Source organism: Erythrobacter sp. HL-111 (assembly GCF_900105095.1).
In the GTDB taxonomy this organism is placed as follows: domain Bacteria; phylum Pseudomonadota; class Alphaproteobacteria; order Sphingomonadales; family Sphingomonadaceae; genus Erythrobacter.
The window spans coordinates 1,832,377-1,856,419 of record NZ_LT629743.1 but is presented as its reverse complement, the minus strand read 5'-3'; the positions used below and the strand labels follow the sequence as shown (position 1 = coordinate 1,856,419).

Sequence of the window (24,043 nt, the reverse complement as noted above, 5' to 3'; positions counted from 1 at the left end):
TCCGGCCGATCCCCGGGCGGGCGGAGGATGGCGATGAAGGTCCTTGTCACCGGAGCGGGCGGGCAGCTCGGCGGAGCCTTGCAGCGCTGTGCCCCGGACTTTGCCGACCTCAACGCGATCGACGTGGACGATGTCGATCTCACCGACGCGGCGATGCTGCGGGCGCGGCTCGCGGTCGAAGCGCCCGACCTGATCCTCAACGCCGCCGCCTACACCGCGGTCGACCGGGCCGAGGAAGAGGAGGATGTCGCCCGGGCGATCAATTCCGACGCGGTCGGGATCATGGCCGAAGCGATGGAGGAGACCGGCGGCAAGCTCGTCCATGTCTCGACCGATTTCGTCTTCGACGGCGCCGGCGCGCGGGCCTACCGGCCCGGCGACGAACCGGCTCCGCTGTCGGCCTACGGACGCACCAAGGCCGAAGGCGAGGCGCATTGCCGCGCAAGCGACCTGCTGGTGCGGACGGCCTGGGTCTACGAGGCGGGCGGCGCGAATTTCGTCCGCACGATGCTGCGCCTCATGAAGGAGCGCGGGGAAGTGGCTGTCGTGGCCGACCAGATCGGGTCGCCGACCTGGGCGACGGGACTTGCCCGGACGATCTGGGCGCTCGTCGAGCGCGAGGCGAACGGCATCTTCCATCACAGCGATGCAGGCGTTGCGAGCTGGTACGATTTCGCCGTGGCGATCGCCGAGGAAGGCTTGGCGCTCGGCCTGCTCGACCGCCTGCCGACGATCCGCCCGATTACGACCGCGGATTATCCGACCCCGGCGCGGCGCCCGGCCTTCTCGCTGCTGGACTGCCGGGCGACGCGCGAGGCGATCGGCGATGCGCCGGTCCACTGGCGCGAGAACCTGCGGCACATGCTCCGGGAGGAAACGCGGCTTGGCTAACCTGCTCGTAACCGGCGGGGCCGGGTTCATAGGCGGCAATTTCGTCCATTACTGGACCGCGCACCATCCCGACGACGCGATCATCGTCCTCGACGCGCTGACCTATGCCGGGAACCGTTCGACCCTTGCCGGGGCCAATCGCGCCGAACTGGTCGAGGGGGACATCCGCGACACCGCGCTGGTCGAGCAGCTCCTGCGCGAACGCGAGATCGCGACGATCGTGCACTTCGCGGCCGAAAGCCATGTCGATCGCTCGATCACCGGGCCGGATGCGTTCATCGACACCAATATCCTCGGCACGAACAGCCTGCTCAAGGCGGCGCGCGCGGTCTGGCTCGAGGGCGACGGGATCGAGCATCGGTTCCACCACATCTCCACCGACGAGGTGTTCGGTTCGCTGGAACCGGACGACCCGGCGTTCAGCGAGACGACGCCCTACGCGCCCAATTCGCCCTACTCTGCATCGAAGGCGGCGTCGGACCATCTCGTGCGCGCCTATCACCACACCTTCGGGCTGCAGGTGACGACGAGCAATTGCTCGAACAATTACGGCCCCTACCAATACCCCGAAAAGCTGATCCCGCTGTTCGTCCTGAACGCCCTGCACGGGCGCAGGCTGCCGATCTACGGCGACGGGATGAACGTGCGCGACTGGCTCCATGTCGAGGACCATTGCCGCGGTATCGAGGCCTGCCTCGAACGTGGCCGACCGGGCGAAACCTACAATATCGGCGGCGGAGCGGAATTGCCGAACGTCGAGGTGGTCGAGGCGATCTGCCGCGAGGTCGATCGGGCGTTCGAGGAGATCGAGGGCCTTGCCGACCGCTTTCCCGATGCCCCGGCAGCGCGCGGGGAAAAGACCGAGACATTGAAGTCCTTCGTCACCGATCGCGCCGGGCACGACCGGCGCTATGCGATCGACGAGACCAAGGCGCGCGCGGAACTCGGCTATGAACCCACCCGGAGCTTCGACGAGGGCCTGCGCCAGACGCTGCGCTGGTATCTCGAACGCGAGGACTGGTGGCGCCCGCTGCTGGCGGGTTGAAGCTTACCCCGAACGCAGTTCCTGCCGCACCGCATCACGAAGATCGGTCATGAAGGGATAGGCGTCATCCCGCAGGTAATCCGGATTGCGATGGACCGTCGGCCCGGTGCCGAAATGCCCGCAGGCATCGGCCAGGGCCTGCGCGAGCGGCTCCTCCGCGATCGATTCGAGCGAGGTGATGTTCGGATGGAACCGCGAAAGATCCTTGTGGAGATAGCTGTTGGTGATGGTCCTGAGGCCGAAATGCGCCATTTCCAGAGGGGGGTAGCTCGGATGCGGCGAGGCCATCAGGCTCACCCCGGCAGAGCTGCCGAGGAGCATTTCCGCATAGGCGTCGAGCGACAGCTTGCCGACCGACCGCAGCTTGCGGCCATCGCCCAGATCGACCGGCCCGTGTTCGACACCGGCCGAGACGACCTGCCAATCGGAGAATTGCGGATAGTCCCGCGCCCATCGCCTGAGGCCGCGGACCAGCGCGGGGAAGCAATTGCGTTCGACCGTCGGCCGGCCATAGACCAGCACGCGCTTGTGCCTTGGCGATGTGGCGACCCGATCGAGATAGGGGCGCAGGCCATCCGGGATGACCGGTTCGAAGACGAAGGAGCGCTCGGGCCGGTGCCCGGCGGTCCGGATGTATCGGGCGAGATTGCCGCTGTTGATCACGCCCCAGAGCGGCTGCGAGCCGTCGTAGGCCGCGCGCGCCAGCAAGTGCGCGGACGAGAACGGCATGAAGGCCGGCTCGTAGTCCTGCATCAGCCAGACCAGGGGAACGGGCGCCCGGTCGAAGAGTGTCGCCTGGGCATCGCGCAGCTTCGCGAAAGCGAGCGTGGTCCACCAGTTGTAGGTCACGAACAGGTCGCGTTCGCGGATTGCGATCGGATCATCGCGGCGCTGCACCGTCTCGATCTGGCCGGGGGAGATGGTCAGGCCCGCCTTCGCCGCCCGGCTCGTGACGATCGAGGGATCGGTTTCCGCGACCACGTCGGTAACGAGAACGCGAAGGTCGATCGCCTCGGTGGCGGCAAGTTCGAGATAGAGGCGGCTGAAGATGTCGATGCCGGTCGCCGTGCCCCCGAAATCCGAACCCTTCTGCAGCAGCGGCAGGACGAGGTTCAGGCGCGCGGTCGCCGTCTTGTCGGGCATCGCCCGATATTCGGCGAGCACGACGTCGTCGATGGGCGGGGGGGCGAACCCGGCCCGCACTTTCAGGAACAGCGCCTTGAGCTGCGGCGGAGCCTTGCGTTTGAACAACGACCGGGCCGTAGACGCGATGGTCACGCCGGCTTCCGCGCGATGATCGTCGGGAATTCGGCATTGCTCCCGGTTTCGACCTCGCCAAGCGCGCGGTCAAGGGCGGCGGGGAAGCGGAGCGCGAAATGGCGCGGTGCCTCGAATTCGGACTCATGGTTTAGATCGCGTGTCCACTGGTCGGGAAACTGATTTCTTAACATTGGTGTTCCCCCAATGGCCCGGTCGGGGCTTGCCAGCGACCTGCATGGCAGCCCGCGTGGCTTCAAGGTATTGATGGCCATAACGCCTGTCCGGCTCAAGGTGATTGCCCTCCGCCCATTCGTTCCAAGCGTTGATGAAGACGAATCTTTGACCCGGCGGATTGTGGTCTTGCGACCATTGAATTATCTTTCTCAGCCAGTCTCTGTATTTGGCGGGTGTCGAACCCAAGTAAATCAGCGGACGCTTTTTTCTGCGCGCAGAATTGTCCCAAGATGGGGTGACGCAGCGGAGCCAGCGATCTGAAGTTGTGCCCTCCGGCGGCGCCGCCCCCAGGCGATCATCGATTAGGTCATCGTAAAGATGCAGGCTGGCTTCGTATGCACCGTTGAGCCGCGCGCTAATACGGCCTAGAAGCGTAATAAGAAGGCGTTTCGGAGCGCGATGGGCAGATTGTTTCGCTGGGCACGGAACGAATTCGACCGCTGTGTCGAAATCCCAACCATCAATGTCTACCTCCCGTGTAACGAATGCTCCGAGAAACAGTTCTCCGAGGCCTGCTTCCCTCACTTCCTTGCGCCATATACGAGCCGTGGCTGCGGCATCAGGTAGCATGTCCGCCCGATAAATAAATAATGCCGGCTTCCCATCCATCTTGATGTATCTGGGGTCGGCCAAGATGGGGATGAGCGCACGAATGTGTTCGCGGTCGTCTTCCGGCGAATATTTCTGTTCGAGCAGGACTTCCCGGTCTCTGTCGTACCAAGTCCGAGTCCAGTTCTCGTTTGCCCAGCACAAGCAGAAGGGAAAATCGGGCTCGCCTAATCTGACAATCTCATCGACCGGGCGCTCGAGAATGCGTTTGCCATTGAACCAATAGTGATAATAGCAAAAGCCCGAAATCCCATACTGCTTGGCGAGGTCCGCCTGAGCCTTCCGCGCTTCCGGCAGTCGCAAGTCATAAAAGCCCAGATCTGCCGGTAGCTGCGGCTGATGATGGCCTGGGAAAAGAGGCCGCGCCTTGGTGACGTTCGTCCATTCGGTGAACCCTTTACCCCACCATTCGTCGTTCTCCGGCACTGGATGAAACTGCGGAAGATTTATCGCGATGAGCCTTACATCATCTGGGGTGTCGCATGAGTGTGACGAAGCGGCTTGGGTCATCGAAGGTCCTCGGGCTTACTTCCCAGTTGCGAAGGCGGGTCGCACAGGCAATAGCTCCGGACAAGAGCCTTGGCGCGGGGAAAGCGGGAATAGGCTCGCGGCGGCGGCGGCACCGCTTGGCGTGCGGTGTTCGGACCCGGCAGGAAAGGCGGCTCGAGTGATGGCCCTACCCTCGTTTCGCGGATCGAACTGATGGCGCTCGCGCGCAATTCGTTCCTCAGCCTCGCCCCGACGGTGGCGGGCGTGGTGGTGAGCATCGTGACCATTCCGCTCTACATCTCGCTCGCGGGAGCAGAGCGTTACGGTGCCTTGCTGATCGCGTGGGTGTTGCTCGGCTATTTCGGGCAGGCCGATTTCGGGCTGGGGCGGGCGATCACGCAGCGGCTTTCCGCGACGCGGGAAGCGGCCCCTGCCCACCAGGCCGAAATCGTGTGGTCAGCCCTGTTCGGGGCGAGCCTCATTGCGGGCGCGGGCGCGGTGCTGGTCTACCTCAGCTCGAACCTGTTCTTCGGATCGTTCTTCGAAGCCGATGCCGGATTGCAGGCTGAAGCGCTCGCTTCGACATGGCTGTTCGCGCTCTGCGTTCCCGTCATCATGTATACCGGCGTTTCCGCGGGCGCGCTGGTCGGGGTCGAGCGTTTCGGGGTCGTGTCGATCGGGACGACGCTCGGGAACATCCTGTCCCAGATCCTTCCCCTGGTGGTGGCGGTTTCCCACTCGGTCGAACTGAGCTGGCTGCTCGGCGCGTCGCTGTGCGGCCGCATGATCGGGCTGATACCGATCTTGGCGAGCATGTGGGCGGTCTTCCTGCGGGGGCACCGGGTCAATCCCTCCCTCGCGCAACTGCGCCCGCTGTTCTCCTTCGGCGCCTGGATCATGCTCACGGCGATGGTCAGTCCCTTGATGACCATGTCGGACCGGGTCGTGATCGGGGCGGTGATCGGCACTGCGGCCGTGGTGGCCTATTCCGTGCCGTTCCAGATCGCCCAGCGCACCGTCATGTTTCCGCTGGCGATGGTCCAGGCCCTCTTCCCGCGGTTCGCTTCGCAATCGCCCGAACAGGCGGCTGCCCTGGGCAAGGACGCGGTCATCATCGTGGGCCAGTGGTATGGCCTCGTCGTGATCGGGCTGATCTGCCTTGCCGAACCGCTGTTGCGATTGTGGCTGGGCGACGAACTCGATCCGCGGTCCATCCTCGTCGGCAGGATCATCCTGGTCGGGTGCTGGGCGAATGCCATTGCCAGTGTTCCCTATGCCCATATCCATGCGCGCGGGAATTCGCGTTTCACCGCGCTCGCACACCTGGTCGAACTGCCGATCTACTTCGCCATGCTGTACGGCTTTGGATCGCTCTTCGGCCTCGCAGGGGTGGCGCTTGCCTATTCCCTGCGAACCTCGATCGATTGCGTCGTCATGCTGGTGAAGGCCCGGTTCAACGCCGCCGACCTGCTGCGCAAATTGATGGCGCCGGCCGCGCTGATCGCGGTCGCGCTTGCCGTTTCACCCTATGCTGCGGACTGGGTTTCCGGCCTCGCCGCGGCCAGCATACTGGCAGGCATTCTCCTGCCGGTATGCTGGATGCAGATGCCCGGCGAAGCGAGGCGGGCCCTGGCGGTGCGGTTCAACCAATAGCGCCCGCGGCGCAGGATGACGCCCTGCGGTTTCCCGCCAGATCGTGCAGGACCACCGGCGCTTTCAGGTTCTCCGCCAGCGCTCCCTCCGGCGCAAAGTCCCCCGCGCCTGCATCCGCGAACAGGCTGTCCACCGTGCCCCCGATGCTGTGCCCGCTCGCCCCTGCGGGCGCGGTGGTGCCGGTGAAGGTGTGGTTGCCCGCAATCGACAGGTCCGCGTCGGGCGTTCCTTCCCATTCGATCCCGCCGAATACGCTCGCAGCGATCAGGCAGTATTCGTCCGCGCCATAGGGATCGGTCGTGTTCGTCCGCAGCAGCAGGCCCTGCTCGATCGAACAATGTGCGACGACGACATGGGAATGCTCGCCCCGATCGAACTGCGAGAAGAAATCGCCCTTCGGCTCCGCCGACACGCCGTCCAGATCGTGCAGCGCGTTGTTGACGAAGAACACGTCGTTGAGCGGGTTGAAGGTCGAAAGGAACAGCTTCTGCCCGGCAAAGTCATAGGCGATGTTGCCGTAGGCGATGACGTTTTCGAACGGCGGATAGGGATCGCCCCACACGATCTGCGCCTGCCACCAGTCGTTGTGGGGATCGGGCCGGGCGTAAAGCTCCAGCGGCGCGCTCTTGGCGTCCTGCGGACCGAAGCTGGTGCCGAGATTGGTGGAAAGGCCGAGCATCGACGCCTTGTAGGTGTCGTCCTCCAGCGTCGCGGTCCAGTCGGGCAGGGTGTTGATCCAGTCCACCACGTCGCTCGGGAACTCGGCGTTGCTCGGGTTGAAGGTCGCTCCGACGTTGCGGACCGTCAGCGTGCCGACCGTCTCCCCGTCCACCTTGGCGGTGACGGTGCGCGTGCTGGCGCTGTTCACGCCGCTCATCTCCAGCGTCGCGGTGCTTCCGGTGCCGGTGTATTGCGCGGTCAGGGCGAGCGTGTGGACCATCGCCTCGGCGCTGGAATGGTCGGAGCAGATGTTCCCGACGAGACATTTCGCGTTGGAGGCATAATCCCACCACCCGCCGCTGTTGATGTTGCCGCGCGCCAGACGCGCCTCGTTGAAGGCGTTGGGAACGTCGCTGATGAGGCTGTCGAGGAAGTAGTTCTTGCCGCGCGCGACGCCGAGCTGGCGATGAGTCCCCATCCAGATGAAGCCGATGCCGGCGCTGTTCCGGATGCGGATGCCGTCGAAGGCGCAGCCGTGCTGCTGGCTGTCGAACTCGGTGTAGAGCGACTGGCGCTGGAGTTCGAGCGTGATGTTCGGCCCCTTGAACCAGATGCCGTCGAGGTTCGGGCGGGCGGCCTGCCCGCTATAGGCGGTTGCTTCATCGACGAAGGGGGCAGGCCGGTCGAAGACGACGGGGATGTCGGCCTCGATCGTCAGCCAGCCCTTGGGTGCATACCCTGCCCAGTGCCCGCGCTTGATCTCATGGAAGCCCGCTGCCGGGTTGCTCCTGATCGTGATGCGCGGGTTTTCCGCGTTCTGGGCGTTGACATAGGTGTGGGCGGCGGTGAAGTCGTGGTAGTTGGAACCGGCCACGACGGGCTGCGTGTCGTCCACCGTCAGGTCGATGTCGTGCAGCGTGCCGTTGGCGAAGGGGTCGCGCGGGAAGAAATCGAACGGCCCGATGACGCGGCTCTGCATGGTCGCGTCGGCGGGGATCGCCTCGATGTAGAGATGCGTGTCGCCGCTGGTGCCCGCCGGTTTCTCGAGCGTGACGGTGTAGCACGGCAGGCGATAGGTCGAACCGTCGAACCGGGTGAAGGTGCGAAGCTGCGGCTCGATCACGTCCGCGACGTTGCCCTCGAAATGGAACCGCACCCGGTCGATCCCGCCGATCAGCGTGCCCCCGTCATTGGCAAAGGCCATGGCGCTGACGGTCAGCTCGTCGTCGAAGAACTGGCAAGGCAGGTCGATCAGGTGAACCGCGGGCTTGGCCGTGGTGCGCTCCGGGTCGGTAGGCACGGTCTCGAACCCGCTCTCGGCGGTGCCGTCCCACGATGCGGAAGGAGAAAGAGCACTTTTGGCGGCAGGAGCCCCGCCCCGGCTTTCCCCCTTTCTCGCGGCGGGCGATTGGCCGAACCCCGCCATCAGGCAAGCCCCACGAGCGCGGAGGCCGTCGTGCCGGTCGCAAGCACGGCACGCACGCGCACGTCCAGCGTGTAACCGGACGGGAGATTGCGGAACACCACGTCTTCCTGGCCTCTCGCCGCGCGCAGAACGACATCGCCCCCTTCGCCGACATAGAGCGCCTTGGTCACCTTGGGCAATTCGCCCGTGTCGCTCGGGGTGATGGCGAAGCATTCGAGCGACGGGGCGGTGGGGCTGTCGGCAAAATCCTTGAAAGGCTCGGTAGCCATGAATCACCTCTTCGTGGAACAAATGGGAAACGGCGTGTTTCACACTCGAGCCGAGTAGGAAAACGATTCCCGAAGTCTGCGCCATTAGCGGTTGCCTCGCCGAGATCGCCGGGGCTATTGCAGTGCGGAAATGGCGAGACCTGCGCGGTAGGTGGCATGAGTGCTCCGAACCTCACTGTCGATCGGATGCCGCGCGGCGCTCTGCCGGGTAGCGCGCATCCGCAGCCCGTGGCGAGGGGTGGGGACCTTCTCCGGATAGCGCCGGTGATCGTGCTCGTGGTGGCGCTCATGATGCCGCCCGAAGTGCGAGTGAACCTCGCCGGACAGACGCTCTACGCCTATCGCCTGGCATGGATGCTGCTCCTGCCGTGGACCATCGTCCGGCTGCGGCAAGGCGACCTGACCTGGCGGCTCAACGATCTTTTCGTGTTCCTCGGTTCGGCATGGATGACGGTCTCATTCATGATCGTCTACGGGCCCGGCCCGGGTTTCATGCCCGGCATGGCGCTCACGCTCGACGTCTTCATGCCCTACCTGATCGCCCGCCTGGCAATCAGGGACCTGAATGACCTCAGGCGCGCCCTCATCTTCATGGCGCCGCTGGTCTTTCTCGTGGCCGCCATCCTCCCGCTCGAAGGCCTGGCGGACCGGCGTTATCTCAGGGACGCCGCCGCGGCCATCTTCGGCAATCTGGGTGCGGCCGAATTCGGCAGTTCGTTCGAGCCCTCGATCGCCATGGACCAGAGATACGGCCTGCTGAGAGCGATGGGACCCTTTTCCCACCCGATCCTGGCCGGCCTGTTCTTCAGCAGCCTTCTGCCGCTTTATCACTTCAGTCGCATCCGCGGCTGGCCGAAAGTGCTCGGCATGCTGTCGGGCCTTGGCGCGGTGTTCACCTTCAGTTCGGCGGCGATGATCGGCCTCATCCTGTTCTTCGTGTTCGCCGTGTTCGATGCGGTCCGGCGGATCGTGACCTTCCTGAACTGGCCCATTTTCATGGGCGCGACCGTGGCCGTGCTTTCGGCGCTTCACGTGGTTTCGCAGAATGGCCTCATCGCGGTGCTCATTCGCTACACCTTCAACCCGGCATCCGGTCGCTATCGCCTGCTGATCTGGGAATACGGCAGCAATTCGGTCGAACGGCATCCGCTTTTCGGGATCGGCTTCGCGCAATTCGACGGTCTCGACTGGATGGGCAACAGCGTCGATGCGTTCTGGCTTGCGATCGCCGTTCGCAACGGGCTGCCGGCGGCCGTGTTCCTGGTGCTTGCCACCCTGTTGGCGTTCGTCGGCCTTACCCTGGCGGTCCGCCGCGAAACGGGTCCGGACGAAGCGACGCTCATCGGCCTCGCGGCGACGATCTGCGTGATTTTCCTGCTGGGCTTCACGGTATCGTTCTTCGGGGGCCTCCTGACCTGGTTCGCGATCCTGCTCGGGGTGGCGACGACGTTCGGCGGTCTGACCATGCCGCGCAGGTCGGCAACGACCCTGCCGCTCGGCCCGGCCGTGCAGCCCGCGGCATTCGGACAAGGAACAAGATGAGCCTCAACCGCCTGGGTCGATTGCGCAATCTGCTCGTCTCCCTGAAGCGCGCTTTCTACGTGCGGGTTCTGGGCATGGATCTGCATCCGACCGTCCAGCTTTCGCTTTCCGCGAAGCCCGACAGGACGTTTCCGCGCGGCGTCCATGTCGGCGCCTACAGTTACCTTGCATTCAACGCCCGCGTGCTCACCCATGACCGCACGCGCGGACTTTATCTGCACACCCGGATCGGCAAGAACTGCTTCATCGGCGGGGAAAGCATCATCCTGCCCGGCGTGACGATCGGGGATGGTTCGGTCATCGGGGCCGGGAGCGTCGTCACGAAGGACGTCCCGCCGGGCTCGGTCGCAGCCGGCAACCCGGCAAGGGTGCTGCGATCGGGGATAGTCGTGGGAGCCTATGGTCGCTTCGCCGATGCCGACGAACGCGAACACGACCTGCGCCTGCGCGATCCCGATGCCGCCGCGCTGCCCGACCGCGAATTTCGCAAGGGCAACTGAATGACAGGGGGCGACCGGCACGGGATCGAGGCCGTGACAGATCCCGCGATGACCGGCGCTTCCCCGAATGGCGATGCCGTTCCCGAACTCACGGTCATCATGGTGAGCTACAACACGCGCGAATTGACCCTCGTCGCGCTGGATACGCTGTTTGCCAATGCCGGGCGGGTGACGATGGACGTCATCGTGTGGGACAATGCGTCGAGCGATGGTTCCGCGGATGCCATCGCCGCGCGGTTCGCCGACAGGGTCAGGCTCGTGCGCTCTTGCGAGAATCTCGGATTTGCCGCGGCCAACAACGCCGCAGCGGCGTCCGCCCGCACCGGGTGGCTCCTGCTGCTCAATCCCGATACGCAGACGCATCCGGGTGCGATCGAGAACCTGCTCCAATTCGCGAAGGCCCATCCGGAGGCCGGTATCGTCGGCGGGCGCACCGTTTTTCCCGACGGGTCGCTCAACATCGCCTCCTGCTGGAACAGGATGACGATCTGGAGCCTGTTCTGCCGGGCGACCGGGCTTTCACGCGTGTTTCCCGGCTCCGCGTTTTTCAACCCCGAAGCGATCGGCGGATGGCGGCGCGACAGCGTTCGCCATGTCGACATCGTCGTGGGCTGTTTCCTGATGATCTCGAAGCCGACCTGGGAAAAGCTCGACGGGTTTCGCGGGAAATACTTCATGTTCGGCGAGGAAGCGGACCTCTGCCTGCGCGCCGCAGGGCTCGGATACAGGCCGATGATCACGCCCGACGCGCAGATCGTGCATCATGTCGGGGCGTCCTACGCGGATAACGAGGAACGGATCATCAAGGTCCTCAAGGGGCGGGTGACGCTGATCCGGGATCATTGGCAGCGGCTGGCTCGTCCGATCGGCATCGGACTGCTCCTCGTGTGGGTGCTCAATCGCAAGACCGTCGAAGGTTCGCTGTCGCGATTTTCGAAAGGCGCGGCCGGTGCGCCCGGACCCTGGCGGTCCGTCTGGGAGCGGCGGGGCGAATGGCTGCCGGGTTACGAATGATGGCGGAGCGCGCGCCGGTGCCCAAGAAGGCGACCACGAGGTCACGCCGGGCGCTGCGGCTGGTGCTGTCGCTGCTCGACCCGCGGGCCTGGCTGCATCTCGTGAAGATCGTCAATTACTACAACTATTCCCACGTCGCCCCGCTCCGGCAGATCCGGATGGGCAAGCCGCTCGGCATCACTCCCGACGTCAATTTCAGCGAGCCGCAGAACATCGTCATCGGAGAACGGGTCAGCATCGGATCGCGATGCTTCCTCTGGGCGGGGCCTTGCCGGGGGCGCATCGTCATCGGCGACGACGTGCTGTTCGGTCCCGAAGTCATCGTCACCGCCGCCAATTACCGCTTCAACGACGGGGCGCCCGTGACGCGCCAACTGATGGACGAGCGCGACGTCGAGATCGGCGACGATGCCTGGCTGGGCGCGCGCGTCATCGTGCTGCCGGGCGTGAAGATCGGCGCGGGTGCCGTGATCGCCGCGGGGGCGGTCGTGACGAGTGACATACCGAGTTTCGCGATCGCGGCGGGCGTGCCGGCAAAAGTCGTCGGAACGCGCCGGATACCTGAAGTCTCAGGCGGGGAATGAAGCCGGCCGCCCCGCCTAGGCCCGATCGTTTGCACAGGCAGCCATGAGGCCTTCGCGGAAGGCGCTGCCGATCGCCGGCCGTCTGAAGGTCTGCGCGTGGTCCGAGGCCTGCCAATCGGCGAGCGCCGCCTTCATTTCGGATTCCCGCTCGATCGCCCGGCCTATCGCCCGCGCGATCGAGCGCGGGTCCCGCGCGTCCACTGCGAGTGCGAAGGGCGCATCATCGAAGAAGCCGTCGACCCCGGCTCCGCGCGGATAGATGATCGGGAGGCCCGCGAAGAGGGCTTCGATGAAGACGAGACCGAAGCTTTCGCGCAGCGAGGGAAGGACGAAGACCTTGGCGCGGTTCATCTTCGCGCGGAGCGTGGCGCGATCGGCGGGGCCTGCCAGGACGACCGGCGCATCGCCGATCACCCGTTCGCACGCCGCGCGCGTGGCGGCGTCCCCTCCGCCGAGCACCGTCAGCGGTTCCGCAAACCCCTGCTTCCCGAGCGCGCTCATCGCACGGGCGAGGCCTGGGAGATTCTTGCGCCGGTGGTTCCTGAGGTGAAAGGCCGTGAGTGGTCCGTCCTCGCCCTTTCGCGGGGGCAGCGGGTCGTCGAGATCGGTCGGGCAGGGCAGGATCACGACCGGCCTTTCGGCGATGCCCAGCCTTGAGCGGACCGCGTCCCATGCCCAGGGCGCGAACGGAAAGATCATGCGGGCCTTGGCGATGATCTTCCGAAACTCCCCGGCAAGGTCGCGCCGGATCCCCAGGATCTTGAGATCGGTATCGCCCTGGATCGAGACGGCATAGGGAATGCCGAGCCGCGCGGCGGCGCGATGCACGGCGATACCCTCTATCGACAGCTTGTGCGCCACCAGCAGGTCCGGACGGATGGCCTCGTCTTCCAGCCGGTCCGCCAGCCAGTCGCCGAGCCGATGCAGCCCGGTTCGGTGAAGGAGCCCGCGCGGCGGCGCCTTATAGCGCGCGGCAAGCCCGTATTCGAAAGGCTCCGCAGCGATCCCCGCTGCGCGCCCGCCGATGAGGTCGCCGAAGCTCGGAGCGGATCGGTTGATCGACAGGACCCGGTGCTCGAAATCGCCTTCCGTCAGGTCGAGAAGCGTCTTGATGACAGGGGTTTTCGCCGGCTCCAGCGGATCGGGAAAGTCGCCCGAGACATGAAGGACGACCGGTTTCGAGCGGGTCTGCCGGTCGATGGAGAACCCGAACCCGCTTTCTCGCCCGGCCCCTATGGCTTTGCCGGGTGTCTCAGCCGTCACGCCCGTACCGGTAATATTCCTTGTAGCTGTAATCCACCCCGGCTTCGAGCGGCTTGTACTTGGTGAGCACCGCGCCTGCGATGCGGGCGCCGACCTTCTGCAGCCGGCCGACGGCCGAGCGGGCCTGGCCGAGGCTGGTGCGGTTGGCTTCCACCACGAACACCGTCAGGTCGACGAGCCGGGCTATTTCTGGAGCGTCTGCAAGGCCGAGCACCGGGCTCGTGTCGATGATCACCACCGAATATTCGTTCCGCACGTTCTCGATCAGGCCCTGCATGTGGCCCGAGGAGAGCAGGACGACGGGATCTGGCGGAACCTGCCCGACAGGAAGGATGGTGAGGTTGGTGTGGACGTGATCGACCTTGGCGTCGTCGAAGCTGGCCCGCCCGAGCAGGACCTCGGTCAGGCCGATTTCGGGTCTCCCGATGCCGATCAGCGAGTGGATCGAAGGCCGGCGCAGGTCCGCTTCGATGAGCAGGGTCTTGCGCCCCATGCGCGCGAAGAGTTCCGCGAGGATCAGCGAGGTCGTCGACTTGCCTTCGCTCGGCTGGCTGCTGGTGAGCTGGACGACTGCGCCGTCGCGGCCGATCGTGTAATCGAGCGCCGAGCGGATCGAGGAATAGGATTCCTTCAGGCTGCTGAAATTGTCGGAGCCCTGGTTTTCGAGCTCCTCGTTCCGGACGTGGGGCGTCATGCCGAGCAAGGTGAGGCCGAGGCGTTCCTCCACGTCTTCGGGGCGCCGCAGCTGGTCCACGAAGATTTCCCGCACCAGCGCAAGACCGCCTGCGAAACCTGCCCCGAGGACGAGTGCGATCAGCATGTTGCGGAACATGCTCGGCGAAACCGCCTCCGTCGGGACCGTTGCCCGATCAAGCGGGGTGATCGACCCGCTCTGGACGTTCGCGGCGGTGGTGAGCGAGTTGTAGCGCTCGAGCAGGGCATTGAGCTGCATCCTCAGCGAGCTCGCCTCGCGCTGCAACTCGTCGTACCTGATCGTCTCGTCCTGCTCGATTAGCGCATCCTCGGTCACGGCATTCAGCTCTGCCCGGAGCGCGGCTTCCTGTCTCCGGGCGATGTCGTATTCGCTGCGGATCGAATCCTTGATATCCCGCGCCGCACGGTCGATTTCCTCGTCGAGCAGCGCGATCCGGGACTTGATGTCGGCGATCACCGGATACTGGTCGTCGTAGCGCTGGCGCAGCACCGACAGTTCCCCGTTGAGCTTCGCCCGTTCGCCGAGCAGGCTCTGGACTGCGGCGCTGGCCTGGACTTCCGGCACCCTCAGGGGATCGAGATCGCGGACCGCCTGCCATTTCTGCTCGGCCGAGATCCTGCGGGCGCGGGCGTCGGCGGCGGTTTCGTTGATCCGCGCGAGGTTCGAGGTCGTGACCGTCGCGCCGCCTTCGCCTTCCTCGCCGGCGGATTGCGCGATGATCCCGGCGTTCCGGGCATAGATGTTGGCCGACCTTTCGGCCTCGCGCAGTCTCTGGCGGACGAGGTCGATCTGTTCGAGCAGGTATTCGCGCGCATAGGCGTTGCTGTCGAGGTTCCGGCGCGTGTCGGCCTGCGCGAATGCTTCGAGATACTGGTTGACGATTTGCGCCGCCAGCACCGGATCGTCCGAATTGTACGAAATGGTGAGGATCATCGCCGCGGTCGGGATGTCGGCCGATATGCCGGCGTGCAGCACTTCCCCGGCGAGACGGGCCTTTTCCCTTGCCCATTCTTCATCGTCGGCACCCGCGGGCCGTTCGCGATCTATCTCCGCCCCGAGGAGGGTCGCTATCGTGGACGGTTCGAGCGCCGCCGCGACGATTTCCGCCATGCTCCGGCTTTCGACCACTTCGACCTGCGTCGACAGGAAGTTGTCGATCTCGCTCGCTGACATGAGCGGCGTCTGCAGCTCCTGCCCTTCGACGATCATGTTGCCCCAGGGCGATACCCGGACCGATGCGGTCGCCTTGTAGATCGGGGTCATCAGCAGGGTGGCGACGAAGCCGAGCAGGAGCGCCGCCGCGAGTGTCCCGCCGATCAGCCACCGCTGGCGGAAGAGCGCGCCGCGCAGCCATCCCGTGTCGAAGACGGGTTGCGGCCGGCTCTCCCGCGGCGCGTATTCGACCGGAAGATAGGCGTCGGTCCACAATTCCCGGCCCATCGAACCGGCGGATTTCGGGGCGGGGGAGGGTTCGTTCATCAGGTCAATTGTTGTTGAGGCCTGCCACGGCGAAGACACCGAAGGCCGGCAGGGCCTTGAGGAGGTCTTCCCAGAACAGCGACAGGCCGTCGGTCCCCATCACCACGCGGTCGCCCGGCTCCAGCACCGGATCGAGCATCGTGCCCTGCCTGACCTGCTGGTAATCGAACTTGGCGACCATGATCCCCTCCGCGCTTTCCCGGAAAACCGCGACCTGTTCGGTCTTGGCGGTGCGCTTGGGCCCTTGTGCGAGGGCAATGGCCGCCGAAAGCCGAGCCCCCGGCTGGAAGGTGTAGACGCCCGGTTCCTCGACCGCGCCTTCGACCGTGACGAGATGCGAGGCGTAGTCGGAGATGTTGACGCTGACCATGGGCGATTTCAGGCCCGCCGCCGCGAGACGGCGCGCCACGTCCTGCTCGAACTGGCGCGGCGTCATTCCCGCCGCCGGGATCGACCCGAGCATCGGCAGCGACACGCTGCCGTCGACCCCGATCATCACTTCCTCGATCGACAGGTCGGGTTCGCGAAAGACGTTCACGGAAATCCTGTCGGAGGGGCGCAGGCCATAGGTGTCGGCGCGGCGGAACGTGAAGTCCGCCTGCCCCAGGTCCGCGCGGGACTGGGTCACGGCCGGGCCGATGATGGGCTCCGGACTCGAAGCGCAGCCGGACACCGCGATCGCGGCACCGACGCCGAGCAAGATCCTTGTCGCTGCCCCGTTTGCAACCATTGACTCCCCCCGAGCTTTGCAATGCTCGGGCTTAGACCGGGCGGGTGCAAAGCGCAACGGCCTGGGCGCGCGCGGGCCATCCCCGAAAGTCGCGGCTTTCCGCGCCTTGCGAGGGGGCGGATTCGTGTGGCGCGTGCAGGATGGCCGGTTGCGTGGCGGAGCGGAGCCGTTATGCAACGGGACGCGCCGCGTTTCGGCTCTGGAAGGGGAAAGCAGTCCGCCCATGCAGCCCGGACCGACGATGCTCAGCCTGGCGGCCAGCGCGCTCTATGCCATCGTCATCGCTGCAAGCCTGGTGGCGGCCTTCGCGGCCCGTGCACGCCGGCAACGATCCTGGCACCTCGCGGCATGGCTCGGCCTTGCGGTGCTGTTCGCCGCTTTGGTCCTGCTGCGCGTGTTCACCGTCGAGGAATTCCTGCGCGGCGAACTGCGCGCCTTCCTGGTCGAGCAAGAGATGGTGAACCAGAGGCGGTCGGTCCAGGGCCTCTTCGTCGCCGCCGTCCTGCTCTTCGCGGCCGCCGCCGCGTTCCTCGGGGCGCGCCGTGCGGCGAGCCGGCTGCGCGGACGCCGCGACCGGGCGGTGGGCGCCGCGCTGGCCGCCGGCGTTTTCCTGACGCTGCTGGTGGGCCTGCGCGTGATTTCGCTGCACGCCACGGACAGATTGCTGTTCGGCCCGCTCAAGCTCAACTGGATCGGCGACCTCGGCGCGACCTTCGCGGCGCTGGCCGCGGCGGTGTTCTACACGCTCATCGTGACGCGGCGACCGTAACCGCGACGGCGTCCGCAGCCAGGTCCCGGCTGCCGGGATGCGCCGCGGCCACGATACCGGCGATCCGGACCGCAGCCGTCCCGTCGCCATAGGGATTGTGGGCCTTCGCCATGGCCTCGTAGGCGGCGGGATCATCGAGCAGCCGCGTCGTCTCGGCAACGATCCGGCCGGTGTCGGTCCCGACCAGCCGCGCGGTCCCCGCCGCGACGCCTTCGGGCCGTTCGGTCGTCTCGCGCATCACCAGCACCGGCTTGCCGAGGCTCGGCGCCTCTTCCTGCACGCCGCCCGAATCCGTCAGCACGAGGTCGCTCGCCTCCATCATCGCGACGAAGCCGAGATAGTCGAGCGGTTCGATCAGCGCGATGTTGCAGATGCCGGACAGAGCGGGCCGCATCACCCCGGTCACGTTCGGGTTGGGGTGGACGGGATAGATGACCGCGACATCCTCGCGCGCGGCGAGGCGCACGAGCGCCGCGGCGATGCGTTCCATCCCCGCTCCGAAATTCTCGCGCCGGTGGGCGGTGACGGCGACGATCCGGCGGCCCGCGAACCGCGTCCGCAACTGCGCCAGTTGCGGGGCGAGCGAGCGATCCGCGGCGAGCTTCGCGCGGGCGGCGAACAGGGCGTCGATGACGGTGTTCCCGGTCACGTGGATCGCGGCCGGTGCGACGTTTTCGGCGCGCAGCGCGGCCGCGGCCGCTTCGGTCGGGGCGAAGTGGAGGTCCGCGATCGCCCCGGTGACCTTGCGGTTCACCTCCTCGGGCCAGGGCGCATAGATGTCTCCGCTCCTCAGGCCCGCCTCGACATGGCCCACGGGAATGCGCCGGAAATAGCAGGCGAGCGTCGCCATCATCGTCGTCAGCGTGTCGCCGTGGACCAGCACGCGGTCGGGTTTCTGCGCGTCGAGCGCTTCGCCGAAACGGGTCAGGATGCGCGCCGCGAGATCGTCGAGGCTCTGGCCCGGCTCCATCAGGTCGAGGTCGATGTCGGGTTCGATCCCGGCGATCGCGAGCACTTGGTCGAGCATTTCGCGGTGCTGCGCCGTCACCGCGACGCGCACGTCGAACCGGCCGGTCCGGGCGAGGGCATTGACGACCGGGAACATCTTGATCGCTTCGGGCCGGGTCCCGAAGGTGACGAGGATGCGGGGCCGGGACCGGGCGCCGCTCATCGCGTGAGCATGCCCCTGGTGTCGTAGACGATCCGGCCCGCCAGATCGCCGGGCGAAAGATGTCGGAAGGCGGTGTGATCGACGAGCACCACCACCACTTCCGCTTCCCTCAGCGCCGCGTCAAGCGTCGCGAGGCTTGCGCCGGTCCCCGCGAGTTCGCCGGGCAGGTCGTCGGTGAAGGGTTCGACCACCATCACGCGCTCGCCCAGGTCGCGGGCGAGGGCGGAGGCGATCTCGAGCGCGGGGCTTTCGCGGAAATCGTCGATGTCGGGCTTGAACGCGAGGCCGAGCAGCGCGACCTTGCCGCCCGGCGCGGCGGCGAGCAGGGCGCGGATCTTCTCCTCTGTGTAGACGGCCTTGCGGTCGTTCACTTCGCGCGCGGTGCGGATCAGCCGGGCTGTTTCGGGCGCGCCGGCGACGATGAACCAGGGATCGACCGCGATGCAGTGGCCGCCAACGCCCGGCCCCGGCTGGAGGATGTGGACGCGCGGATGGCGGTTGGCGAGGCGGATCACCTCCCACACGTCGATTTCCATGGCATCGGCGATCATCGACAATTCGTTGGCGAAGGCGATGTTGACGTCGCGAAAGCTGTTCTCGACCAGCTTGACCGTCTCGGCGATGCGGGCATTGGTGACGAGGCAGTCGCCCTTGACGAAGCTGTGGTAGAGCGCCGCCGCCCGGGCCGCGCAGGCCGGGGTGACGCCGCCGATCACGCGGTCGTTGTAGACCAGTTCGGTCACGATCCTGCCCGGCAGCACGCGCTCCGGGCAATAGGCGAGCGCGATGTCGCCGGCGTCCTCGTCGCCGAAGCGCGGCACGGCGAGGTCGGGGCGGACCTCGGCGATGAGCTCGGCGACCCGTTCGGTGGTGCCGATGGGCGAGGTGCTTTCGACGATGACGCAGGCACCCGGCAGGATCTTCGGCGCGATCGCCCGCGCGGCGGCTTCGACGAAGGAAATGTCGGGCGTGTTGCCGGGCCCCAGCGGGGTGGGCACCGCGATCATGTAGAAATGCGCGGTCGGCACCTCGGTCGAGGCGACGAGCAGCCGGGCCTTGGTCGCGCTGCGCACGAGCCCGTCGAGATCGCGCTCCTCGATATGGACCCCGCCGGCGTTGACGGTTTCCACCACGTGGGGCGAGACATCGACCCCGCACACGCTCCAGCCGTGGCTGGCGAGCACGGCGGCGGTCGGAAGGCCGATATAGCCCAGCCCGATCACGGCGACCTCGTGTTCGGGCGTCGCCTCGCGCGTCGCATCGGGGGCGAGGGCACTTGCTGCTTCGAAGGGTGCGTTCATCGGTCCGTCGCTTTCGTATCGCGCGGCGGCAATGCACCCGGAGGGCTTAAAATCGCGTTAGGCTAACCGCGTCTTTCACCATCGCGAGCGCGGGCGGACCGGCGCGTCGCGGGGGGCGATGGAAGCCATTCGGGGGTATCCTGGCCAGCACCGCTCCCGCGCTGTCAGCCCTCCAGCGCCTGGCGATAGGCGGCGAGCAGCGGGGCGATCTGGTGCTGCCAGTTCAACTCCTCGACCACCCGGCGCCGGCCAAGCCGGCCCATCTCCTCGCGCCGGGCGGGGTCGTCGACGAGTTCGAGGATCTTCTCCGCCATGTCGCGCGCGTCGTTGGGCGCGGCATAAAGCGAGGCTTCCTGCGCCGAGAACCGCCCCTCGGTCACGTCGAACTGGACGATCGCTTTCGCCAGGCTCATGTATTCCATGATCTTGTTCATGGTCGACTTGTCGTTCATCGCGTTGACGCGATCGGGGTTGACGCCCAGATCCATGGTCGAGAGCACCTCGAACAGGTCCTTGTCGGGCGCGCGGCCGGTGAAGGTGACGTAGTCCGACAGTCCGCGGCTTTCGCTCAGGGCCTGAAGGTCGGCCAGGGCAGGCCCGCCGCCGACCAGCACGAACTGCACGTCCTCGCGGCCCCTGCCGCGCACGATGTGATCGACCGCGTCGATCAGGAGGTCGATCCCCTCCTGCTCGCCCATCACGCCGACATAGCCGACCATGTGCGCGCGCCCGTTCTTCCACGTGGGGACCGGCGCGACCCGCTTCAATCGCGAGAGGTCGGGGCCCGAGCGCACGACATGGACCCTGTCAGGCGCCATCCCGCCGCGCTCGATCGCGATCTTCCGGTAGCTTTCGTTCGTCGCGATCGAGACGTCGGCGGCCCTGAAGGTCAGCTTCTCGAACAGGACCATGAGCCGCCAGAAGAACCCGCGCCTGTCGAACTTGGCTTCGTAGAGCTCGGGATTGATGTCGTGATGGTCGAAGATGTAGCGTACGCCCAGCGCCTTGAACGGCAGGGCGACAAGAAAGATGAGGTCGGGCGGGTTGCAGCCCTGGATCACGTCGATCCGGCGCCCGAGGTGGATCTTCCAGGCCAGCACCGTCTCCCAGAACAGCGCCGCGCCGTATTCGGCGAGGAAGCCGAGCGCGCCCGATGCCTCGAGCGGGAGGGGGTGGCGGTGGATCGCTATCCCCTCGATCTCCTCGAACCGCGCCTCGTGGCCCTTGCCGGTCGGGCAGATGATCGAAACCTGCGCGCCCGCCGCCTTGAGCGTGCGCGCCTCCTGCCAGACCCGCCGATCGAAGGGCAGGGGCAGGTTCTCGACCACGATGAGGACGTGCCGCCCCTTCAGCGGCTCGCCTTCGATGACCGCGGGGATGCCTTCCTCGGCGGTGCTCACGCGATCACGCTGATGTCGACGATCCTGGTGCCCGCGCCGAGCGCTAGGTCCCCGACCAGCCGGTTGGTCGCCACGATCACCGCATAGTCGCGCCGCTCCGCCTCTTCCTTCGCCACCAGCAGGTCGTCGATCTGCGGCAGCAGCGAATAGGCATAGCCGAGGTTCTGCCCGACGAGGTTTTCGGGTGCGATGTGGGGATCGTAGACGTCGAGGTCATAGCCCGCCTCGAGCAGCTTTCTCGCCATGTCGACCGCCGGGCTTTCCCTGAGATCGTCGGTCTCGGCCTTGAAGGCGAGGCCGACCAGCAGCACCTTCGCCCCCGGCGCGAGCCCCTCGGTCGCCTTCACGAACTGGTGGTGCTTGTGCGCCTCGTTCGAGCGCAGGAGGGAATCGACCAGATGGGTCGCCGATCCGGTGTCGGCGGCGATGTATTGCAGCGCGCGCACATCCTTGGGCAGGCACGACCCGCCGAACGCGCCGCCCGGGCGGGTGTAATGGGGCGAGATGTTGAGCTTGGTGTCGCTGACGAAGATCTCGTGCACCGTCTTTGCCGAGATGCCGAGATTCTGGCACACCCGGCCGATCTCGTTGGCGAAGGCGACCTTCACCGCGTGCCAGGAATTGTCGACGAACTTGGTGATCTCGGCCTCGCGCAGGCCGACCTCGAACACCGGGGCCTCGATTCCCTCGTGCAGCTTCGCCATGGTGGCCGAGGGTTTCCCGCCGAGCGTGCCGATGACGATCTTGGGCGGGTGGAAATAATCCTCGATCGCGCTCGCCTCGCGCAGGAATTCGGGATTGTAGACGAGCTCGACCGCGCTCGCCGCCGCATCGCCGAGGTGGCTTTCGAGGATCGGCCAGATGATGTTCTCGCACGAACCGGGCCGCATGGTCGATCGATAGGCGAGCGTCAGGGGCTTCGTGCGGTCCGGTTTCAGCGCGGTCGCGATCGAACGCGTGACCTGCGCGATGTAGCTCATGTTGTGGGCGCCATCGACGCCCGAGGGCGTGCCGACGCAGACCACGGCGAGGTCGCAATCGTCGAGTTCGTCGGTGAGCGTGGCAACCGCCGAGATGCGCCCGTCGGCATGGGCCGCGGCGATCAGCTCTTCAAGGCCCGGCTCGTAGACCGGTGCGCGGCCCGCATTGAGCGTCTCGACCTTGGCCGCGCTGACATCGACCCCGATGACCGTGTGGCCCTGGCTGGCAATGCAACCCGCGGCGGTGGAGCCGACATAGCCGAGCCCGAAGATTGCTACTTTCAAGACGTCCCCCCCGAAACGCGACCCCACCCGATACGCGAGCGTACCGGGTATGCGACCGGCGCGTAGCAACAGGCCCGGCATGGTGCAATGCACAAGCGAGCGGCCCGGCCGGGGCGCGCCCGATCGGGCAAGCGGGGTCTTGCCACAGGCCCGACTGCGCGCCAGAGAGGCGCCGGAGCGAGGGGAAAAGGGAGAATTGCCCGATGGAGAACGCCGCGGGGCCGCTTTCCGGCCTGAAGGTCATCGAGTTCAGCGGGATCGGTCCGGGTCCGCACGTCGCCATGCTGCTGGCCGATCTCGGCGCCGAGGTGGTGCGGATCGAACGCCCGGGGAGCGCGGTGTCGAACCCGGTGGTGGAGCGCGCCCGGCACCGCGTGGCGATCGATCTCAAGAGCGAGGAGGGCAAGGCCTTCTGCCGCGATGCCGCCGCGCGGGCCGACGTGCTGATCGAGGGTTTCCGCCCCGGCGTGATGGAACGCCTCGGCCTCGGTCCGGATGAGCTCCTCTCCGCGAACGAACGGCTTGTCTATGCCCGCATGACCGGGTGGGGACAGGACGGACCGCTTGCCCACGCGGCGGGGCACGACATCAATTACATCGCCCTGACCGGCGCGCTCTCGGCGGTCGGCAAGGCGGGCGAGCCGCCGGTCCCGCCGCAGAACCTCGTCGGCGATTTCGGCGGGGGCTCGATGTACTGCGCCTTCGGGATCGTGGCCGCGCTCTACGAACGCGAAAGATCGGGCATGGGGCAGGTGGTCGATGCCGCGATCGTCGACGGGGCGACCAGCCTGATGAGCTTCTTCTTCGGGGTGCGCGGGCGGCCTTTCGTCACCACCGAACGCGGCCGGGGGATGCTCGGCGGGGCGGCGCATTTCTACCGCTGCTTCACCTGCGCCGACGGCAAGGAGATCTCGCTCGGTTCGATCGAACCGCAGTTCTACGCCGAGATGCTGGCGAAGACGGGCGCCCCGGCGGAACTGGCCGAGGGGCAGATGGACGTGTCGAAGTGGGAGGAGAACGCGGAAGGACTCGCGGCGCTCTTCGCCACCAGGACCCGCGACGAATGGTGCGAAATCCTCGAAGGATCGGACGCCTGCTTCGCCCCTGTCCTCGACCTCGAGGAGGCGCGCGACCATCCCCACATGAAGGCGCGCGGGGCCTTCGTCGAACATGACGGCGAATGGCACACCGCCCCCGCGCCGCGCTTCAGCCGCACCCCGGGAGCGGTCCGTTCGAGCGCCGGCGACGGGGCGGAGGTGGTCGCACGCTGGACCGCGGAAGGATAGGCATGGCGGGCCGGTATTTCGACGAATGGCAGGTCGGCGACCGGATCGAGCACCCGATCCGCCGCACCGTGACCGAGACCGACAACCTCCTGTTCTCGACCATGACCCACAACCCGCAGCCGCTCCACCTCGATGCGGAGGCGGCGAAGGCGAGCGGGTTCGGGCAGATCCTCGTCAATTCGACCTTCACCTTCAGCCTGCTGGTCGGCCTGTCGGTGGGCGAGACGACACTGGGCACGCTCGTCGCCAATCTCGGCTTCACCGATGTCGTGACGCCCAGGCCGGTCTTCATCGGCGACACGCTCCACGCGGTGACCGAGGTGAAGGAATTGCGCGAAAGCAAGTCGCGGCCCGAGGCGGGGATCGTCACCTTCGTTCACGAAATGATGAACCAGCGCGGCGAGGTCGTGTGCCGCTGCGAGCGCACGGCGTTGCTCCAGCGGGCGCCTTCGGGGGACTGATCGCGGCGGATAACGGCCGCGGTTTCG

21 protein-coding genes are annotated in these 24,043 nt (G+C 66.5%); 10 read left to right on the top strand and 11 right to left on the bottom strand.

The window, feature by feature from the left end:
• The first annotated feature begins 33 nt into the window (after positions 1-33).
• Both rfbD and rfbB read left to right on the top strand, forming a co-directional pair.
• Positions 34-891 carry a dTDP-4-dehydrorhamnose reductase gene (gene rfbD / locus BLU08_RS08785; protein WP_090201193.1) on the top strand — a complete coding sequence of 286 codons (858 nt, stop codon included), beginning with the start codon at positions 34-36 and terminating at the stop codon, positions 889-891.
• On the top strand, positions 884-1,936 hold the full coding sequence (gene rfbB, locus BLU08_RS08780; RefSeq protein WP_090198349.1) for a dTDP-glucose 4,6-dehydratase: 1,053 nt from the start codon (positions 884-886) through the stop codon (positions 1,934-1,936). The genes rfbD and rfbB overlap by 8 nt, the downstream gene beginning before the upstream one ends.
• A 3-nt stretch (positions 1,937-1,939) precedes the next feature.
• Here rfbB and BLU08_RS08775 read toward each other — a convergent pair whose 3' ends face one another.
• Both BLU08_RS08775 and BLU08_RS08770 read right to left on the bottom strand, forming a co-directional pair.
• Entirely contained in the window at positions 1,940-3,214 is a 1,275-nt protein-coding gene (locus BLU08_RS08775) for a hypothetical protein (RefSeq protein ID WP_172801007.1), read from the bottom strand.
• A gap of 123 nt (positions 3,215-3,337) precedes the next feature.
• Positions 3,338-4,549: a glycoside hydrolase family 99-like domain-containing protein gene (locus BLU08_RS08770; RefSeq protein WP_090198342.1), complete on the bottom strand. Its 1,212-nt coding sequence runs from the start codon at positions 4,547-4,549 to the stop codon at positions 3,338-3,340.
• 192 nt (positions 4,550-4,741) lie between these two features.
• On the opposite strand from BLU08_RS08770, the gene BLU08_RS08765 reads away from it, so the two are divergent.
• Positions 4,742-6,181 (top strand): flippase, encoded by a 1,440-nt coding sequence (locus BLU08_RS08765; protein WP_090198339.1) that lies wholly within the window; start codon positions 4,742-4,744, stop codon positions 6,179-6,181.
• Here the strand turns inward: BLU08_RS08765 and BLU08_RS08760 are convergent.
• Together BLU08_RS08760 and BLU08_RS08755 are read right to left on the bottom strand one after the other, a co-directional pair.
• Positions 6,171-8,141 (bottom strand): hypothetical protein, encoded by a 1,971-nt coding sequence (locus BLU08_RS08760; RefSeq protein WP_090198336.1) that lies wholly within the window; start codon positions 8,139-8,141, stop codon positions 6,171-6,173. The genes BLU08_RS08765 and BLU08_RS08760 overlap by 11 nt on opposite strands.
• Before the next feature lie 125 nt (positions 8,142-8,266).
• A complete protein-coding gene (locus BLU08_RS08755) occupies positions 8,267-8,536 on the bottom strand; it encodes a hypothetical protein (RefSeq protein ID WP_090198332.1) in 270 nt (89 codons plus the stop codon).
• A 264-nt stretch (positions 8,537-8,800) separates the two neighbouring features.
• Between BLU08_RS08755 and BLU08_RS08750 the strand changes: the two genes are divergently transcribed.
• From BLU08_RS08750 to BLU08_RS08735, 4 genes are read left to right on the top strand one after another with little or no spacing between them, the layout of a single operon-like run.
• Entirely contained in the window at positions 8,801-10,078 is a 1,278-nt protein-coding gene (locus BLU08_RS08750; protein ID WP_157674488.1) for an O-antigen ligase, read from the top strand.
• Positions 10,075-10,578, top strand: a complete 504-nt coding sequence (locus BLU08_RS15595) for a DapH/DapD/GlmU-related protein (RefSeq protein WP_090198324.1) — start codon at positions 10,075-10,077, stop codon at positions 10,576-10,578. The genes BLU08_RS08750 and BLU08_RS15595 overlap by 4 nt, the downstream gene beginning before the upstream one ends.
• Positions 10,579-11,592, top strand: coding sequence for a glycosyltransferase family 2 protein (locus tag BLU08_RS08740; protein ID WP_233995917.1), 1,014 nt, complete (start codon positions 10,579-10,581; stop codon positions 11,590-11,592).
• Positions 11,571-12,176 (top strand): acyltransferase, encoded by a 606-nt coding sequence (locus tag BLU08_RS08735; RefSeq protein WP_233995916.1) that lies wholly within the window; start codon positions 11,571-11,573, stop codon positions 12,174-12,176. Before BLU08_RS08740 ends, BLU08_RS08735 begins: the two co-directional genes overlap by 22 nt.
• A 15-nt stretch (positions 12,177-12,191) precedes the next feature.
• Here the strand turns inward: BLU08_RS08735 and BLU08_RS08730 are convergent, their stop codons facing one another.
• From BLU08_RS08730 to BLU08_RS08720, 3 genes are read right to left on the bottom strand one after another with little or no spacing between them, the layout of a single operon-like run.
• Positions 12,192-13,439 (bottom strand): glycosyltransferase family 4 protein, encoded by a 1,248-nt coding sequence (locus BLU08_RS08730; RefSeq protein WP_090198317.1) that lies wholly within the window; start codon positions 13,437-13,439, stop codon positions 12,192-12,194.
• The gene (locus tag BLU08_RS08725; RefSeq protein ID WP_090198315.1) at positions 13,429-15,633 is read right to left on the bottom strand and encodes a polysaccharide biosynthesis tyrosine autokinase; all 2,205 of its coding nucleotides are present in this window, start codon (positions 15,631-15,633) and stop codon (positions 13,429-13,431) included. Before BLU08_RS08725 ends, BLU08_RS08730 begins: the two co-directional genes overlap by 11 nt.
• 4 nt (positions 15,634-15,637) lie before the next feature.
• Positions 15,638-16,261 carry a polysaccharide biosynthesis/export family protein gene (locus BLU08_RS08720; protein ID WP_233995915.1) on the bottom strand — a complete coding sequence of 208 codons (624 nt, stop codon included), beginning with the start codon at positions 16,259-16,261 and terminating at the stop codon, positions 15,638-15,640.
• A gap of 343 nt (positions 16,262-16,604) precedes the next feature.
• Here BLU08_RS08720 and BLU08_RS08715 point away from each other — a divergent pair, with 343 nt between their 5' ends.
• Positions 16,605-17,132, top strand: coding sequence for a hypothetical protein (locus BLU08_RS08715; protein WP_157674487.1), 528 nt, complete (start codon positions 16,605-16,607; stop codon positions 17,130-17,132).
• Here the strand turns inward: BLU08_RS08715 and wecB are convergent.
• The 4 genes from wecB to BLU08_RS08695 all read right to left on the bottom strand — a co-directional run bounded on the left by wecB (position 17,110) and on the right by BLU08_RS08695 (position 22,269).
• Positions 17,110-18,303 carry a non-hydrolyzing UDP-N-acetylglucosamine 2-epimerase gene (gene wecB, locus BLU08_RS08710; RefSeq protein WP_090198307.1) on the bottom strand — a complete coding sequence of 398 codons (1,194 nt, stop codon included), beginning with the start codon at positions 18,301-18,303 and terminating at the stop codon, positions 17,110-17,112. The genes BLU08_RS08715 and wecB overlap by 23 nt on opposite strands.
• Positions 18,300-19,604 (bottom strand): UDP-N-acetyl-D-mannosamine dehydrogenase, encoded by a 1,305-nt coding sequence (gene wecC, locus BLU08_RS08705; protein ID WP_090198303.1) that lies wholly within the window; start codon positions 19,602-19,604, stop codon positions 18,300-18,302. Before wecC ends, wecB begins: the two co-directional genes overlap by 4 nt.
• Before the next feature lie 164 nt (positions 19,605-19,768).
• Positions 19,769-21,004, bottom strand: a complete 1,236-nt coding sequence (locus tag BLU08_RS08700) for a glycosyltransferase family 4 protein (RefSeq protein ID WP_090198298.1) — start codon at positions 21,002-21,004, stop codon at positions 19,769-19,771.
• Positions 21,001-22,269 carry a nucleotide sugar dehydrogenase gene (locus tag BLU08_RS08695; RefSeq protein WP_090198293.1) on the bottom strand — a complete coding sequence of 423 codons (1,269 nt, stop codon included), beginning with the start codon at positions 22,267-22,269 and terminating at the stop codon, positions 21,001-21,003. The genes BLU08_RS08700 and BLU08_RS08695 overlap by 4 nt, the downstream gene beginning before the upstream one ends.
• Before the next feature lie 203 nt (positions 22,270-22,472).
• On the opposite strand from BLU08_RS08695, the gene BLU08_RS08690 reads away from it, so the two are divergent.
• Both BLU08_RS08690 and BLU08_RS08685 read left to right on the top strand, forming a co-directional pair.
• A complete protein-coding gene (locus BLU08_RS08690; RefSeq protein WP_090198289.1) occupies positions 22,473-23,555 on the top strand; it encodes a CaiB/BaiF CoA-transferase family protein in 1,083 nt (360 codons plus the stop codon).
• Positions 23,556-23,557: 2 nt separating this feature from the next.
• Complete coding sequence (locus tag BLU08_RS08685; protein WP_090198286.1) at positions 23,558-24,016, top strand: MaoC family dehydratase; 459 nt, start codon at positions 23,558-23,560, stop codon at positions 24,014-24,016.
• Positions 24,017-24,043: the final 27 nt, after the last annotated feature.

Excerpts from the sequence above, each read along its gene's own strand:
- rfbD (WP_090201193.1), top strand. The coding sequence starts at position 34 with ATGAAGGTCCTTGTCACCGGAGCGGGCGGGCAGCTCGGCGGAGCCTTG.
- BLU08_RS08770 (WP_090198342.1), bottom strand. The coding sequence starts at position 4,549 with ATGACCCAAGCCGCTTCGTCACACTCATGCGACACCCCAGATGATGTA.
- BLU08_RS08765 (WP_090198339.1), top strand. The coding sequence starts at position 4,742 with ATGGCGCTCGCGCGCAATTCGTTCCTCAGCCTCGCCCCGACGGTGGCG.
- BLU08_RS08755 (WP_090198332.1), bottom strand. The coding sequence starts at position 8,536 with ATGGCTACCGAGCCTTTCAAGGATTTTGCCGACAGCCCCACCGCCCCG.
- BLU08_RS15595 (WP_090198324.1), top strand. The coding sequence starts at position 10,075 with ATGAGCCTCAACCGCCTGGGTCGATTGCGCAATCTGCTCGTCTCCCTG.
- BLU08_RS08740 (WP_233995917.1), top strand. The coding sequence starts at position 10,579 with ATGACAGGGGGCGACCGGCACGGGATCGAGGCCGTGACAGATCCCGCG.
- BLU08_RS08735 (WP_233995916.1), top strand. The coding sequence starts at position 11,571 with ATGGCTGCCGGGTTACGAATGATGGCGGAGCGCGCGCCGGTGCCCAAG.
- BLU08_RS08725 (WP_090198315.1), bottom strand. The coding sequence starts at position 15,633 with ATGAACGAACCCTCCCCCGCCCCGAAATCCGCCGGTTCGATGGGCCGG.
- BLU08_RS08715 (WP_157674487.1), top strand. The coding sequence starts at position 16,605 with ATGCTCAGCCTGGCGGCCAGCGCGCTCTATGCCATCGTCATCGCTGCA.
- wecB (WP_090198307.1), bottom strand. The coding sequence starts at position 18,303 with ATGAGCGGCGCCCGGTCCCGGCCCCGCATCCTCGTCACCTTCGGGACC.
- wecC (WP_090198303.1), bottom strand. The coding sequence starts at position 19,604 with ATGAACGCACCCTTCGAAGCAGCAAGTGCCCTCGCCCCCGATGCGACG.
- BLU08_RS08690 (WP_090198289.1), top strand. The coding sequence starts at position 22,473 with ATGGAGAACGCCGCGGGGCCGCTTTCCGGCCTGAAGGTCATCGAGTTC.
- BLU08_RS08685 (WP_090198286.1), top strand. The coding sequence starts at position 23,558 with ATGGCGGGCCGGTATTTCGACGAATGGCAGGTCGGCGACCGGATCGAG.